7 protein-coding genes and 10 pseudogenes are annotated in these 15564 nt (G+C 57.6%); 6 read left to right on the top strand and 11 right to left on the bottom strand.

Going from position 1 to position 15564, the window contains the following annotated elements; all coding sequences use genetic code 11:
• Nucleotides 1-109 precede the first annotated feature (109 nt).
• The 8 genes and pseudogenes from glnT to EBB79_RS25160 all read right to left on the bottom strand — a co-directional run.
• Nucleotides 110-1439: pseudogene (glnT, locus tag EBB79_RS23785) on the bottom strand (type III glutamate--ammonia ligase).
• A gap of 72 nt (nucleotides 1440-1511) precedes the next feature.
• On the bottom strand, nucleotides 1512-1727 hold the full coding sequence (locus EBB79_RS25180; RefSeq protein ID WP_238705171.1) for a hypothetical protein: 216 nt from the start codon (nucleotides 1725-1727) through the stop codon (nucleotides 1512-1514).
• Nucleotides 1728-1753: 26 nt separating this feature from the next.
• Nucleotides 1754-2502 (bottom strand): annotated as a pseudogene (locus EBB79_RS25175) (FMN-binding glutamate synthase family protein).
• Nucleotides 2503-2851: 349 nt separating this feature from the next.
• Nucleotides 2852-3533 (bottom strand): annotated as a pseudogene (locus EBB79_RS23775) (GltB/FmdC/FwdC-like GXGXG domain-containing protein).
• Nucleotide 3534: 1 nt separating this feature from the next.
• Nucleotides 3535-4431 carry a class II glutamine amidotransferase gene (locus tag EBB79_RS23770; protein ID WP_127751490.1) on the bottom strand — a complete coding sequence of 299 codons (897 nt, stop codon included), beginning with the start codon at nucleotides 4429-4431 and terminating at the stop codon, nucleotides 3535-3537.
• A 136-nt stretch (nucleotides 4432-4567) separates the two neighbouring features.
• Nucleotides 4568-4782, bottom strand: a pseudogene (locus tag EBB79_RS25170) (hypothetical protein).
• A gap of 11 nt (nucleotides 4783-4793) precedes the next feature.
• Nucleotides 4794-4976, bottom strand: a complete 183-nt coding sequence (locus tag EBB79_RS25165) for a hypothetical protein (RefSeq protein ID WP_238705180.1) — start codon at nucleotides 4974-4976, stop codon at nucleotides 4794-4796.
• A gap of 119 nt (nucleotides 4977-5095) precedes the next feature.
• A pseudogene (locus EBB79_RS25160) lies at nucleotides 5096-5860 on the bottom strand (ammonium transporter); the annotation flags it as partial.
• Nucleotides 5861-6419: 559 nt separating this feature from the next.
• Here EBB79_RS25160 and EBB79_RS23755 point away from each other — a divergent pair.
• The 4 genes and pseudogenes from EBB79_RS23755 (at nucleotide 6420) to EBB79_RS23740 (ending at nucleotide 10238) form a co-directional block, all read left to right on the top strand.
• Nucleotides 6420-7549 (top strand): annotated as a pseudogene (locus tag EBB79_RS23755) (aminomethyl transferase family protein).
• 74 nt (nucleotides 7550-7623) lie between these two features.
• Nucleotides 7624-8232: a dimethylamine monooxygenase subunit DmmA gene (gene dmmA / locus EBB79_RS23750; RefSeq protein ID WP_127751489.1), complete on the top strand. Its 609-nt coding sequence runs from the start codon at nucleotides 7624-7626 to the stop codon at nucleotides 8230-8232.
• Nucleotides 8229-9190: pseudogene (locus EBB79_RS23745) on the top strand (PDR/VanB family oxidoreductase). The gene dmmA and the pseudogene EBB79_RS23745 overlap by 4 nt, the downstream one beginning before the upstream one ends.
• A gap of 9 nt (nucleotides 9191-9199) precedes the next feature.
• Nucleotides 9200-10238: pseudogene (locus EBB79_RS23740) on the top strand (heme-dependent oxidative N-demethylase family protein).
• Nucleotides 10239-10292: 54 nt separating this feature from the next.
• Here EBB79_RS23740 and EBB79_RS23735 read toward each other — a convergent pair.
• Nucleotides 10293-10906 (bottom strand): annotated as a pseudogene (locus tag EBB79_RS23735) (helix-turn-helix domain-containing protein).
• 149 nt (nucleotides 10907-11055) lie between these two features.
• Between EBB79_RS23735 and EBB79_RS23730 the strand changes: the two are divergent.
• Nucleotides 11056-11742: an AraC family transcriptional regulator gene (locus tag EBB79_RS23730; protein ID WP_338045826.1), complete on the top strand. Its 687-nt coding sequence runs from the start codon at nucleotides 11056-11058 to the stop codon at nucleotides 11740-11742.
• Nucleotides 11743-11776: 34 nt separating this feature from the next.
• Nucleotides 11777-12031, top strand: a complete 255-nt coding sequence (locus EBB79_RS25510; protein ID WP_338045825.1) for a helix-turn-helix domain-containing protein — start codon at nucleotides 11777-11779, stop codon at nucleotides 12029-12031.
• A gap of 29 nt (nucleotides 12032-12060) precedes the next feature.
• Here the strand turns inward: EBB79_RS25510 and EBB79_RS23725 are convergent, their stop codons facing one another.
• Nucleotides 12061-12387, bottom strand: a complete 327-nt coding sequence (locus EBB79_RS23725; RefSeq protein WP_127751488.1) for a sarcosine oxidase subunit gamma — start codon at nucleotides 12385-12387, stop codon at nucleotides 12061-12063.
• A gap of 248 nt (nucleotides 12388-12635) precedes the next feature.
• Nucleotides 12636-15561, bottom strand: a pseudogene (locus tag EBB79_RS23720) (sarcosine oxidase subunit alpha family protein); the annotation flags it as partial.
• Nucleotides 15562-15564: the final 3 nt, after the last annotated feature.

The following is a 15564-nucleotide window of genomic DNA, read 5'->3' as shown; positions in this document are numbered from 1 at the left end:
GCGGCTCTTGCGAACCGCCCCTCCTTCATCTTTTCAAAAATACTCAATCCCAAAGCCTGCAAAATACCCAGGCTTTGGCTGATGCTCCCTCAACCGAGGCCGCCCCGGATCAGATGTCTAGGGTGTTGTCTTTTTCCCACCGCGAGAAGTGCGAGACAAAGGAATTCCATTCCTCGTGTTTCATCTTCAGGTAAGCGGCAGAGAATTCATCGCCCATCGCGGCCTTCAGACCCTCGTCCTGATCGTAGAACCGCAGGGCATCCAGCATGTTCAGCGGCAATTTTGGCGCGCCTTTCACCTTGTGGCCCTCGGCGTACATATCAATGTCGTGGCGTGGGCCGGGGTCAGCTTTGGAGTGCACACCCGACAGGCCGGCAGCAATGATCACCGCCTGCAACAGGTACGGGTTCACCGCGCCGTCGGGCAGGCGCAGCTCGAACCGGCCTGGGCCTGGAACCCGAACCATATGAGTGCGGTTGTTGCCGGTCCAGGTGACGGTATTGGGCGCCCAGGTCGCGCCTGACATTGTGCGCGGTGCGTTGATACGCTTGTAGCTGTTGACGGTTGGGTTGGTGATCGCCGCCAGCGCGCTGGCGTGTTTCATGATACCACCGAGGAAGAATTTGCCCTTCTCGGACAATCCCAGTTCGCCAGTCTGGCCTTCGCCTTTGTCGGTGGCAAAGACATTGACCTTGGAATCCGTGCCGGGCGCGTCCCAAACCGAGATATGGGCGTGGCAGCCGTTGCCGGTCAGACCCTCGATGGGCTTGGGCATAAAGGTGGCGCGGAAGCCGTGTTTTTCGGCCACGGATTTCGCCATGAACTTGAAGAAGCTGTGTTTGTCGGCGGTCTTTAACGCGTCATCAAAGTCCCAGTTCATTTCCCACTGGCCGTTGGCATCTTCGTGGTCGTTCTGGTAGGCGCCCCAGCCCAGATCCAGCATGTAATCGCTGATCTCGCGGATCACGTCCAACCGACGCATCATTGCCTGCTGATCATAACAGGGCTTTTCAGCGGTATCGAAGGGGTCCGATATTTGATCGCCTTCGGGGTCAGCAAAAGAACTCGGCCTCGATACCGGTTTTGACATGCATGCCTTCGGCTGCGGCCTCGGCGATCAGCCGGCGCAACACGTTGCGCGGCGCCTGGGCGACATCCTCGCCCTCCATCACACAATTGCCCGGCACCCATGCAATTTCAGGGTTCCATGGCAATTGGATCACCGCATCCGGATCGGGAACCGCCAGCATGTCGGGATGGGCCGGGGTGAGGTCAAGCCAGGTTGCAAAACCAGCAAAGCCAACACCGTCCTCTTGCATGTCAGCGATGGCCCGTGCGGGGACCAGTTTGGCGCGTTGTCCGCCAAACAGATCCGTAAACGAGATCATGAAATATTTAACACCGTTTTCTTCTGCGAAAGTCGCCAGATCTATCGTCATGGTCGTTCTTTCCTTCCCTGTTGAATCCGTCGAATAAAAACGGCGCAGCCAAAGCTGACTGCGCCTGAATGTTTAAAACCCGCCTTTGCCTGGATACCAATTGGTTCCGGCCAGTGGAACCTGTGCCATTGCGGCGGCTTCCATTGTCAGCGCACATAGATCCTCGGGTTCGAGATTGTGCAGATGATTGTGCCCACAGGCCCGCGCGATGGTCTGGGCCTCCAGTGTCATCACCTTCAGATAGTTGCGCAAACGGCGACCGGCATCAATGGGGTCGACCCGTTTCATCAACTCGGGGTCCTGGGTGGTAATGCTTAAGCAGGGTCGAGGCCTTCGTGCCAATCATCATACGCGCCGGTGGTGCTGCCCAGTTTCTGGTACTCGCTTTCCCATTTTGGATCATTGTCGCCAATGGCAATCATTGCGGCAGAGCCGATGGAGACCGCATCAGCGCCCAGGGCCATGGCTTTGGCGACATCTGCACCGGTCCGGATACCACCCGAGATCACCAGCTGAACCTTGCGGTGCATGCCCAGATCCTGCAGCGCCTTTACGGCGGGCGGATACAGGCCAGCGTTGGCTGGCCCACATGTTCGATGAAGACGTCCTGAGTGGCGGCGGTGCCGCCCTGCATCCCGTCCAGAACCACAACATCGGCGCCTGCTTTGATCGCCAGTGTGGTGTCAAAATAGGGCCGCGCACCGGCAACCTTTACATAGATCGGCACCCGACCATTGGTGATCTCACGCAGCTCAAGGATTTTGATTTCCAGATCATCCGGGCCGGTCCAGTCGGGATGACGGCAGGAAGAGCGCTGGTCGATGCCCTTGGGCAGGGTGCGCATTTCCGCCACCCGATCCGAGATCTTCTGACCCAGCAACATACCGCCGCCGCCCGGTTTGGCGCCTTGGCCAACGACGATTTCAATGGCGTCGGCCTTGCGCAGATCATTGGGGTTCATGCCATAACGCGATGGCAGGTACTGATAGACCAGCTGAGTGGAATGGCCGCGCTCTTCTTGGGTCATGCCGCCATCGCCCGTGGTGGTCGAGGTGCCCGCCATCGACGCCCCACGGCCCAGGGCCTCTTTAGCTACGCAGAGAGCGCCCCAAAGCTCATGCCACGATGGTGATCGGGATATCCAGCTTGATCGGGTTCTTGGCAAACCGGGTGCCAAGCAGAACACTGGTGTCACATTTTCGCGGTAACCTTCCAAGGGATAGCGCGACACCGAGGCCCCGAGGAACAGCAGGTCGTCGAAATGCGGCACCTTGCGTTTGGCGCCACCACCGCGAATATCATAGATGCCGGTGGCCGCGGCCCGGCGGATCTCGGCGTTGATTTCGTTGGTGAAGGTTGCCGACTGGATCGGCACAGTGCGCGGGATGTTGTTATCGCTCATGTCTCTATCCTTAGTACGCAGCAGCGTTGTCGACGTTGAAGTTATACAGCTGACGGGCGGACCCATAGCGTTTGAACTCTTCGGGTTTGGCATCGGCGCCGGCGCGCTCCAGCAGATCCTTGAGGATCTCGATATGTTCGGGGCGCATCTCTTTTCGATGCAATCGGCGCCCAGACTTTGACGGATCCACGCACAAAGAACCGTGCCTCGTAGCAGGAATCCCCAAGGGCGTCGCTTAAGCATCGCCCAGCACAACAAGATTACCGGCCTGCGCCATAAAGGCACACATATGGCCGATATTGCCATGCACAACGATATCGATGCCCTTCATCGAAATGCCGCAGCGTGAACTGGCATTGCCTTTGATCACCAGCAGACCGCCATGGGCTGTGGCGCTAAGCATATTGGCTGGCGTCCCCGTCCACGATGACAGTGCCCGACATCATGTTTTCGGCGACACCGGGCCCAACCGAGCCTTCGACCCGAATGGTGGCTTGTTGGTTCATGCCTGCACAGTAATAGCCGGTTGAGCCTTTGACAGTGACGTCGATGGGGCGTCCAGACCAACGGCAATGGCGTGGCTGCCCTTAGTTGATGACCTCCCAGGAGGTCTGATTGGTGGTGTTGTTCTGCTCATGCAACGTGGTGTTGAGCGCGCGCAGGCCTTGGGCCTCAAGATCAAATGTCTGCATCTCAATGGTTCCAGAAATAAACGGTTGCGGGCTCGGGTTCCCAGACTTTGGCGTCTTCGATACCCGGCAGGTTGACCAGGGCGCGATATTCGCTGCCAAAGGCCACGTATTGATCAGTTTCGGCCATCACGGCTGGCTTGCAGGCGATGGGGTCACGCACCACGCCAAAGCCGTCTTTGGTGCCAACGACAAAGGTAAAGAACCCGTCGAGATCCTTGAGGCTGCTTTCCAGGGCTTCACCCAGCGAGCTGCCGTTTTGCATTTTCCAGGTCAGATAAGCGGCGCCGACTTCGGTGTCGTTCTCGCTTTCGATCCGCACCCCTTCGCGCTTTAGTTTGCGGCGCAGGCTGTTGTGGTTGGACAAAGACCCATTGTGGACCAGACATTGATCCGCAGCGGTTGAGAACGGGTGCGCCCCTTCGGTGGTGACGGCGGATTCGGTGGCCATCCGGGTGTGGCCGATGCCGTGGGTGCCGCCCATCGAGGTGACGTCAAACCGGTCTGCCACGTCTTTGGGCAGGCCGACCTCTTTATAGATTTCGATCACGTCGCCGTCGCTCATGATGCGAAGATCACTGCGCAGCTCGCGCAGGGCCTGCCGCGCGGCGGTGACCTTGTCTGCCGCCAGTTCGACAACCGCATGTGTATCGCGACGGTTCAGCGTCACATCGGTTCCAATGGCCGCGCCAAGATCCTGTGCCAGCGTGGCAAAATCCTGATCCGCATTATCCGATTGGATCGTCAGTTTTGAATGGCCATCGGCATCGCTGCCATAGATCGCAATGCCCGCACTGTCGGGGCCGCGATCTGTCATGGTGACCAGCATTTCAGTCAGCATCTGACCCAATTTTGGTTCCAGAGATTTGTCTTTCAGGAACAATCCTACGATCCCGCACATCTGCGTTCATCCTTCCTAGATTTTTCGATTCTGAGGCTATCAAAGAACAGCGACGGACTCAACTGGTAAGAAACAAATTTTCACTACAGTGGAAAATATCGGCGCATTTCTGCGCCGATATCGTGGAAGCTAGAAGTTAGTAACGTTCCAAGGCCTTGGCGATCTTATCTTTTCACCCATTTTCCGGGCTTTTTCCAAATGTTCCCCTTCGCGGACAAACTGGATGCGATGCCAGCCGACCCAAAAGATCACACAGAGGATTGTCATGGCCACTTCCCAACCCTGGAAGGGATAGATTGCGCCTACTTCGGCCAGGTCAACGGCCCAACTTTCATATCCGATTGTGGACATTCATCTTCTCCCTATTTCTGCGCTAGCAAAGTTTTGTCGGATTCAGTGATGCTCGCCTTGGCGTCCTCGTATGCGTGGTGCTCTGCATAATCGAGACCCTGCAATTCCACCTCTTCGGGGATCCGCAATACACCGGCCGCAGCCTGCATCTTGGAAATAGCCCAACCGGGAAGGAAGCCCAGAACGAAGAACATGATGATTGCACCCAGTGTCTGACCGATTGGATTGACAGCTGCGTAGCCTTCAAAGGGTGACGACGGCGCCCCCAGAGTACAAAGCCCGAGATCACAAGACCCACAACACCCGAATATCCGTGAACGGCAACCGCGCCAACGGCATCGTCCAGCTTGAAGCGGCGTTCAACCCAGTAGTGCAGGTTGTAAACGATCACCACACCGACGGCACCGATCAGCATCGCCTGAACCGGGTGGTACAGATCATTGCCAGCCGAAGCTGTGATAATGCTTACCAAACCGCCCGAGAAAGTCCAGAACGCATCGCCCTTGGACACCACATAAGCAGCCATTAACCCGCCCGACAGGCTCATCAGGAAGTTAACGGTGATGGCCGAAAGCGTGGTTGGCGCCAGATAGATGTTGGTTGCGGTCCAGGTGGTTCCAACGATTTCACCACCAATGACTTCGGGGCAATGACCGGAACGTTACAAGCGGCGTAAAACCCCAGAAGCCGGTGTAGATCAGGAAAATCCCGATGGTCAGCATCCAAGGGTTATGCGGGGAACGTCGCGCGGCGTACCGTCAGCTGCAAACTTACCCAGGCGCGGACCCAGTACCATGATCACACCCAGCGCATAGCCACCGGCAATGGCGTGGATTACACCCGACGCATAGGCATCATGGTAGCCGAGATATTTCACCATCCAGCCCGCATAGTGCCAGCCCCAGGCCGCATCGATGATCCAGAACACGGAACCGATCATGACCGCGTGTACCCAAAGGGCGCTGGAGCGAATACGCTCAATGACCGAGCCTGAGACGATGGACGCGGCGGTCCAGCTGAACAGCAGGAAGGCCGCCCAGAATACGCCAGTGATGCGATCGCCCAGGTTGGTGCCCATATTTTCTGACCACGGCAGATTAGCCGCGCCCATTTCAGTATCGAGGCCGCCAAAAGCGGGAAGTTCGGGAAGGCCCAGTAAATCCACCAGCCGAAGAGGAAAAAGGTGACCGTGACCAAGGGTATGATCATCACGTTTTTCATCAGCGTGTGCATATGGTTTCGACTGCGGCTTGCGCCCACCTCGTACATGCAAAACCGACATGAATGAGGAACATGAAGACAACGGTGACCCAGTAATAAAACTCGGTGAACACTGTCGTCAGTGCGTTTAGGTTTCCATCCAATTTCTTATCTCCCTGAGTGTCTTTCGCGAACTAGAATTTGCCCAACAGTAAACTTTTTTCCTCAAGTATTGCTTTTTAAAGATGAGTCTGTCAACTGTCTTTACCGTTGCCGATACATTTTGGGGTCTTTGCCAGCCAAAATTTTGTCAGAGTTTGCTGGAAAAGCGGTCAGAATGGCGACAACACTGAAATGCAACGTAAGCTCGTGAAGTCTTTGAAATTAAATCGAAAGAACACACGAAATTGCCATATAGTAGAGATCAGGAGATCGTTATGACAGCATCTTGGAGATTTTCAGCCCTTGCAGACCGGCATCGGGCGATGGGGTCGAGTTTGGAAGATTGGGGCGGAATGGGAACCGCCTGGACCTATGACAAGGATCAGCAAGAAGAGTATTTGGCCATTCGGACCAAGGCCGGTTTCATGGACGTTTCAGGCCTGCACAAGGTCCATCTTGTTGGCCCTCATGCGGCCCATGTGATCGACCGCGCCACCACCCGCAACGTCGAAAAATCAAGCCCGGCCGATCCACATATGCGGCAATGCTGAACGACGAAGGCAAGTTTGTGGACGACTGTGTGATCTATCGCATGGGGCCAAACAGCTGGATGGTTGTACATGGCACCGGCGGCGGTCACGAGCAGTTGACGCAGGCCGCGATGGGCCGCGATGTGGACATCCGTTTTGATGACAATCTGCATGATATTTCGATCCAAGGCCCCACGGCGGTGGATTTCTTGCAGGACCATGTGCCGGGCATTCGAGATGTGGTTTATTTCAGTCATATCCACACCACATTGTTCGACAAACCAGTGACAATCTCGCGCACCGGTTACACGGGTGAACGCGGCTATGAGATCTTTGCCGGGGTCAGGATGCGCCGCATATCTGGGACACTTTGGTCGAGCTGGGCGCCCGCAGGGCATTATTCCAACCCGGTTCACCACGCTCGATCTGCTGCGCGCCGAAAGCTATCTGCTGTTCTTTCCTTATGACAATTCGGAAATGTATCCGTTTGAGGATGAAAAAGGCGGCGATACCCTGTGGGAACTGGGGCTGGATTTCACGGTGTCACCGGGCAAGACCGGGTTTCGCGGTGCCGAAGAGCATTACCGGCTGAAGGGCAAGGAACGGTTCAAGATCTATGGGGTCAAACTGGAAGGCACCGAGCCCGCCGAAGAAGGCGCGCCACTGATGAAAGACGGCAAACAAGTGGGTGTTGTGACCATCGGCATGTATTCCCCGTTGAATGAATGGAACGTTGGCATCGCCCGGATGCCTGTGGATTGTGCGACTGATGGCACTCAGATGAGCGTCAAGAACAGCAGCGGCGAGATCAAATGTGTAGCCCATTCGATGCCGTTCCATGATCCGGACAAAAGCGTCGAACCGCCAAAGGCTGATTTGACCGGGCGCGACCCTGAAAGGGTGTCGCGCCTTTTCGATTGAACGACAACAGACAGAGAAAACGGGGCAGATGACCAAGTTTCAGTTTCCCGAATCCATCAGAAGTCGCCCGATTTATGGCACACTAGAACCCAGGCCGGGTAAGGTGCATCTGATGATTGCAGACGCCGAAGGCGCCGAAGCCTTGATTGACGTGGCGCAGGCCAAGCCGGACCTGATGGCCGGTGCCAATATCATGTATTTCCCAAAGGGCAGTGGCGACACATTTGTTACTCAGTTGCAGGCGCTCGGCCCGGCGCAGCTGTATGTGGGGCCCAGCTACAGTGCCAGCGTGGCGCGGTTGCGGCGCACATTGACCGATTCCCATATGGGATTGCAGGTCTATTTGGCTGGCACCGAAGGGTTGATTGGCCAAGCCATGCTAGAGGTCACAACGGCGGGTATCCCACATTCCGCGATCCAGACCGAACACCGTGGGTCGGTGGCGCGCCGGATGCAATGCGTCCATTGCAAGGGCATCACCGAAGACGTGATGACTGATCCGTTTGTGTGTTCGCACTGCGGGTTGAATCTGTTTGTGCGGGACCACTACTCGCGCCGATTGGCGGCGTTTCAGGGTGTTTGCATTGATGCCGAAGATCCCGGCAATGTTCCTGACCCAGTGGAGTTATACTCATGAGTGCCGGGACCAATAAAATTGCCGTCACCGTGACGGATGTGAGTGCGGTGAATGCGCTGGTAAAGCGGTTCCGCTTTGAGCGCAGCGATGGCGGTTTGCTGCCCACCTTTTCCGGTGGCGCGCATACTGTTGTTGAAATGCAGGATGGGGATACCCATCGCCTGAACCCCTATTCCCTGATGTCCGATCCAATGGACCAAACCGCCTATACGATCTCGGTACGCCGCGATGACACCGGCCGGGGGCTCATTGTTTATGCACAACAGTGTAAAACCCGGCGACCAGATGACGATCAGCTATCCGGTCAATCTGTTCTCGCTGGATCTGCGGGCGCGCAAACATCTGATGATTGCTTACGGCATTGGCATCACGCCATTTTGGCACAGATCAAGCAACTCTCGGTCATGGGAGAGCGGTTTGAGCTTCACTATTCCTGCCGCAACCCCGCGTTAGGGTCTTATGTTGACGAATTGACGGAGCAGCATCCCAACACCACCCATATCTATTATGACGACCAGAATCAGAGCATCGATCTGGAGCAGTTGCTGGGTGGGCAGCCTTTGGGCACCCATATCTATGTCTGTGGCCCCAAGGGATGATCGACTGGGTGCGGGGCAGGGCTGCGGATCTGGGATGGCCGCGTGAAGCAGTGCATTACGAGGAATTCCTGGCGCCAAGATCCGGCAAACCGTTTGAGGTCAAACTGGCAATGTCCAACAAGGTCATTCAAGTGGGCGAACACCAAAGCCTGCTGGAAGCAATCGAGGCGGCGGGTGTGGATGCACCCTATCTGTGCCGCGGCGGCGCCTGTGGCCAGTGCGAGACGGATGTCATCGGCTATGACGGCAAGTTCCTTCATTACGATCACTGGTTGGAAGACGATCAGAAAACCAGTGGCAAAAAAATCATGCCATGTGTCAGCCGGTTCGAGGGCAAGACCCTTGTGCTGGACCGATAGGGGGTACCAATGACAATACAATTCAACGACGAGAGCTTTCGCGGCGAGTATACTTTCCACAACAGCGACCGGGCCATCAAACGCTTTCCGTTTCCGTTTCACGAAGACAGCTACATGTATTCGGTGAACATGGAACGGCATCAGGGTGGGCCGGAAGGGTCGATTTATGAGAAACGGTTTGATGTCGACGAGCATTATGTCTCGGAGATGAAAGACCGGGCGCTGGTGTTGGCGGATGATCCGCTGCGCTGCCAATCGCTGCCGCATATGACACTTGCCGGCTGGGACCTGCTGGAGCTGATCATGGTCAGCAAATCCGAAGATTACCCGGATCTGTTTGAGCTGCACCGTGACGGCAACAATTGGCATTGGATCAACAAGCCAATGGGGATCGAGCAAAAGTTCGTCTTTATGGATGAAACCACGCTGCCATATGGTCCGCTGGAATATATCACCCGTCAGACGCAGGGTGATTTTGCGGTGCTGGATCAGCGGGACGACAACCTGTGGATGGACGCCGGCATGATCACCACCCAGGCGGACTGGTCGCTGGATTTTGACATCGGCATGAACTTTTTCGAGTGGCACGCACCGGTGCCCAAGGCCAATGAAATGGGGATCTTTATTCGGGCGTTGAAGTTCCTGCTGAATGTACAGCAGGGCATGCCAGCGCGGCGGTTGAACTGGACGATGACGGTGAATCCTGCTGGATACCTCACCTGAAAACTACCATAAATGGGGCATTCAAAAGACGACGATGACGCCGGAAACGGTGGGTCAGAAACAGCATCTGCGGGTTGAGCTGCAAACGTTCTTTCGCTTGCCGCGCTCTAACGCGCTGGTGTTCCCGATCCGCTGTTATTTGATCGCCCTGCAAGATCTGGTGACAGTGCCAAAATGGGGACGGCGGCTGCATCGGGTGATCTGCGATCTGCCTGTCGAGCTGGCCACCTACAAAGGCTTCATCGACAACCGTCCATTGATTGTCGACTACCTGTCGCAGTTTGATGATGGCGCCCCAACCTCGGATGGGATTTGGCCGGATTGATACCGGAGCAGATCAATTGGCCTGAAGGTATGAGATGACCGACAGGTAACGGGCCTAAGAGGGACACCAGGGTCTCGGCCCATGCGGCGCATCGGCATCAAAGAACAATGTGTCGCCGGGCTTGAGAGGATAAACAGAGTTGCCATGCCGATAGTCCACTTCGCCGGACAACATATAGATGGTCTCGATGCCCTCGTGTTGAAAGGTCGGAAAGACGTCGGATTGTTCGGTCAAAGTGATCAAATAGGGTTCGACCACAACCCCGCTGGCATTGGAGCCCAGATGTCCCAGCAGATTATACTGATGCCCGGCGCGGGTGCCCTCGCGCTCCATTTCGACACCCTCGCTGGATTTGGTGTGCACGGCGCTGCGGGTCTCTTCAAACCGGCGCAGAAATGCGGTCAACGGGACGTTCAGCGAATGGGCAAGGGTTTGTAAGGTGGTCAGCGAAGGAGAGGTATTGCCGTTTTCGATTTTGGACAGCATTCCAATCGAAAGACCGGTTGATTTGGCGAGCTCGGCAACGGTCATGTTTTGTTGCTTGCGAAAGGCACGCACCTCACGTCCGATGGCAACTTCCAGCACTTTTCGCGCTCACCCAGAACGCGATGCGGATCTTGTGACAAGACATTTGTGGCGGCGGAAGCGGTGTTTGCAGGGGAAGTCATAGATACCTGTGATTATGGGCCAGAGTTTCCTGGCAGTGCTACTGGTGGTGACAGAAGAATGCAATTAGTGTTATTATTTGAGCCTATCATGGCGGCGATGTTTCCTGCTAGTGAGAAATGAGTAGTGACAGATAGAGACGTAATAACCCTTGGGTTTTCATTTTTCCTGGTTTTCCGATGTCAGCTTTGACTTCGGCGATCGAACCTTGCGCGCGGCCAATGAAATTGCAGGCAAAGAAGCCTTTGCCTGGAAACTGATCTCGGAAAACGGGGCGCGCGTTGAGTCGAGTGCTGCGGTTGGGTTCGACCCGGATTTGGCCTTGGCTGATGCGGACCGGCTGGATTACCTGTTTCTTCTTAGCAGCCCATTGGCCAGTTTTCTTGAGCCAAAACCGGCGCAAGGGCATGTGCGTCGTATGGCGCGTCATGGGGTTAAAATGGGCGGTGTCAGCGCTGGGGTATTTCCATTGGCCCGCAGCGGATTGCTGGATGGTCATACCTGCAGTGTGCATTGGTGTTACGCGGCCGCGTTTGCCGCTGAATTTCCGGATCTACGCACCACAGATGACGTGATCAACATCGACCGCGAACGGTATACGGTGTCCGGGGCAGCGGCGATGTTCGACCTCATGCTCCATATGATAGAGCAAAAACTGGGCAATAATGTCACTACCGAAGTCGCCTGCTGGTTTCAGCATCCCTTGATGCGGGGCAGGGCGTGCGCCAAAAGATCCCAACATTTCACAGTGAAAGCACCTCGGATATGTTGCCCCGCGCGGTGGCTGACGCGGTTGAGATTTTGCGGCCAATATAGAGGACCCGCTGGCCGTATCTGAGGTCGCCAAAATGGTGGGGACGTCGCCCCGGCAAATGGAGCGGCGATTTAAAGACGCGACAGGTCAAAGCCCCTCGCGGTATTACCGCACCCTGCGGATGAATGCGGCCCGTCAGATGGTTCTGTATTCCAATGACACCATGACCCAGATTGGTCTGGCTGTGGGCTATGCAACCACAGAACCGCTGTTGTTCCACTACCGCGAAGAGTTCGGGGTTACACCGCAGCAGGACCGTAAGAAGATTAATTTGTTTCGGGTTGAGAACAACCGGTCAATTCCCTCGATTTGACCGGCTGATACGCCCCTGGCCGTGGCGGTCTACAGGGCGCTTTTGGCGACGGTGTCTATGGCGTGGTGCAGGGTTTGGGCGGCGGATCTGGGGCCCCAGATGCTGTAGTGATCGCCGCTGCTGCGACAGCTGAGCAAGCAGCCCAGATGATGAATGCCGGTGCGGGTGATGCTGCCGGATTTCATCGTTGCGGTATTGGCATTGCTGAGACGTTCCAGCACAGAGGTGCAGCCTGGCCCGGTCAGATCAAACCGGACCCAGCCGTCGGTTTGCTCGGTGATTGACGCACTGTCGCCGAGGGCCGTTTTCAGCTGCGCCGCCAGATCCTCGTGACTGGAGTGCGGTGCCTCAATCATCCATTGCTCGGGACCGATCCAAAGGCCGACAGGCTGCCGTCACCGGTGCAGAGCCCAATGTCGGGCAGCGCAAACCCCAGCATGGCCCGGGCTTTATCGGCGGTCTGGCCGCTCTGGCCCCGCCGTGCCGTCACCGAGGCCAGCGCCCAGTCGGGGCATTCCGTCACGGTGACGCCGTTAAAGTGGTCCACCCGGGCTGACGGTCCGCCCAGGGCAGTAACTGCTGTAAGATTAATCACGAAGACGGTCCCCTCTGGGTCTACAAAATGCGCACTGACCACTTGAACTTGCACGTCCAATCCGGTCAGCGGGCTGGTCAGCAGCAGGGTCTCGCCCAGGCGGGCGCTGCCGTTCTTCAGGAAGCCAATGCCGATCGAGCTGTTCAGGATCGGTGAATAACAGGCCGAGGTGACATAGCCCTGATCATGCGCCGCATCCACCGCATCACCTGCGGTGATCAGATGCCCGCCTGCCGTGACTTTGTCAGTGCTGTTCACCGGTTTAAAGCCGACCAGCGCCAGCGCATCCACCGGGTTCAGCCCGGCGCGCTCGGACAGGGTGTTGCCGATGCAGTCTTTCTTTTGGACACCATCCGTCCCATGCCAAGGTTCAGCGCGGTGGTGGTGCCGTTCAGCTCGTTGCCCGCCGCGTGACCTTTTTCGATCCGCATCACGCCTAGGGCCTCGGTGCCATAGGGCACCACGTCGAATTCTTCTCCGGCCTGCATCAGCGCCCGGATCAGCGCGTCGCCATAGCGGGTGGGCACCGCAATTTCAAAGGCCAACTCGCCCGAGAACGAGATCCGGAACAACCGGGCACGTAAGCCGCCGCAGACGGTGATCTCAGCGCAGCCCATGAATGGGAATGCCTCGTTGCTGATGTCAAACGCGGGTCGACAATCTTTGCAGCAGGGCCCGGCTGTTGGGACCGGCCACGGCATATTGCGCCCAGGCCTCGGTGGTGGAGATCAGCTGCACATCCATATCCGGGCACAGGCATTGGTGGACAAATTCCATGTGGCGATAGACCGTGACCGCATTGGCGGTGGTGGTGGTCATCACAAAATGATCCTCGGCCAGACGTGCGGTGGTGCCGTCGTCCATGGCAATGCCATCCTCGCGCAGCATCAACCCATAGCGGGTTTTGCCCACCGGCAGTTTGGCAAAGGCATTGGCATAGACCCGGTTCAGGAAATCCGCCGCATCCGCGCCCTGGACGTCAATTTTGCCCAGGGTGGTCACATCACAGATCCCGACAGAGCCACGGGTGGCGCGGACCTCGCGGTCGACACTTTGGCGCCAATGGGTCTCGCCCTGTTGCGGGAACCACTGGGCCCGCAGCCAATTGCCGACCTCGACAAACACCGCGCCCTGTTCGGCGGCCCAGATGTGACTGGGGTCTTGCGGGTGGGGTGGAAATCCCCGCGTGAGCGGCCGCCAAGGGTGCCCATTGCCACTGGGGTATAGGGGGCGGAAAATGGTAGTGCCGACCTGCGGGATCGATTTGCCCGCCAGTTCGGCCATGATCGCCAGGCCGCCCATGTTCGACGTCTTGCCCTGATCCGTCGCCATGCCCAGCGTGGTATAGCGCTTCAGGTGCTCGACCGAGCGGAAGTTCTCCTGATGTGCCAGTTTGACGTCCTTGACGGTGACATCGTTTTGCTGATCCAGCCAGGCGCGGCCCTTGCCCTCGCCCACATGCCAAAAGGCCTGCAGGTTGACGGGCGCGTCTTCTGCCTGCGGCAGGGTGATTGCGGGGCGTCAATCTCCAGCTCTTGCAGCGCCTGTACCGCCTGTTTGCTGCCACTGGCCAGTGCCGCAGCGGTTGAGAAATCGCCATTGGCGGCGCTTAAGAACACTTAAGCCCGCAGGGCCATCCCCGGAACAAAAGCAGCGATCTGATCATTCCAGACCGGGCGACCGCGCTGGTGGCAGGTCATATGCACATTTGGGTTCCAGCCGCCGGAGACGCCAAGCGCGCCGCACTCAATGGTGCGTTCCGAGCCATCCGCCAGACGCAGCTGGATAAAGTTCAGCCCCAACCGGCCCGAGGTGTCGATCACCCGGGCGCCCTGGATCAGCTCGCAATCGGCCAGACGCGGCGCATCAGGACGGGTGTCGATCACGGCAGCGACGCCCACGCCTTTGGCGATCAGGTCCAGGGCGGTGCGGTGGCCATCGTCATTATTGGTAAACACCACCACTTTCTGCGCCGGAGTTGCGGCCCAGCGATTGGCATAGGCGCGCATGGATCCGGCCAGCATGATGCCGGGCCGGTCGTTGTTTTCAAAGGCAATGGGCCGCTCAATCGCCCCGGCACACAGCAGCGTGCGCTTGGCGTAGATGCGCCACAGGATCTGGCGCGGCTTGCCCGCATCCGGCGTGGCCAGATGGTCCGAGACCCGCTCGACTGCGCCGTGGATGCCGTGGTCAAAGGCGCCAATAATTGTGGTGCGCGCCATGCAACGCACATTGGGCAGCGTCTGCAGCTCTGCCATGGTCTGCGAGACCCAGTCCAGTGCAGATCCTTCGCCAATCTCAAAATTTTCCGCGTTCAGGCGACCGCCAAAGACAAAATCCTCCTCGGCCAGGATCACCTGTGCCCCGGCGCGCGCCGCCGTCAGCGCCGCCGCCAGACCGGCAGGGCCAGCGCCAACAATCAGCAGATCACAGTGCAGGAAGCCTTTGTCATAGCTATCGGGATCTTCCTGCAAGGACAGCGACCCCAGACCGGCAGCTTTGCGGATGATCGGCTCGTAGATTTTTCCCAGAAGGCCGCGGGCCACATGAAGGTCTTGTAGTAAAATCCGGCGGTCAGAAAGGTGGAGAACCGGTCGTTGATCGCCATGGCGTCGAACTTCAGCGACGGCCAGCGGTTCTGGCTATTGGCCATCAGCCCGTCAAACAATTCCGCCGTGGTGGCGCGGGTATTGGGTTCGCGGCGCGCACCGCTGCGCAGCTCGACCAGGGCGTTGGGCTCCTCGCTGCCCGAGGACAGCACCCCGCGCGGACGGTGGTATTTGAACGAGCGCCCCATCAGCCGCACCCCATTGGCCAGCAGCGCCGAGGCCAGCGTGTCGCCGGGATGACCCTGATAAGACCTGCCATCAAAGGTGAAGCTCAACGTCCGGCTGCGGTCAATCTGGCCACCGGGTAATCGGTTTGGTTGTGCCATGGT

The sequence above is a fragment of the Parasedimentitalea marina genome (assembly GCF_004006175.1).
In the GTDB taxonomy this organism is placed as follows: Bacteria; Pseudomonadota; Alphaproteobacteria; order Rhodobacterales; family Rhodobacteraceae; genus Parasedimentitalea; species Parasedimentitalea marina.
Note: the sequence above shows the minus strand (reverse complement) of the source record. Positions and strands in the feature narration are given on the sequence as shown.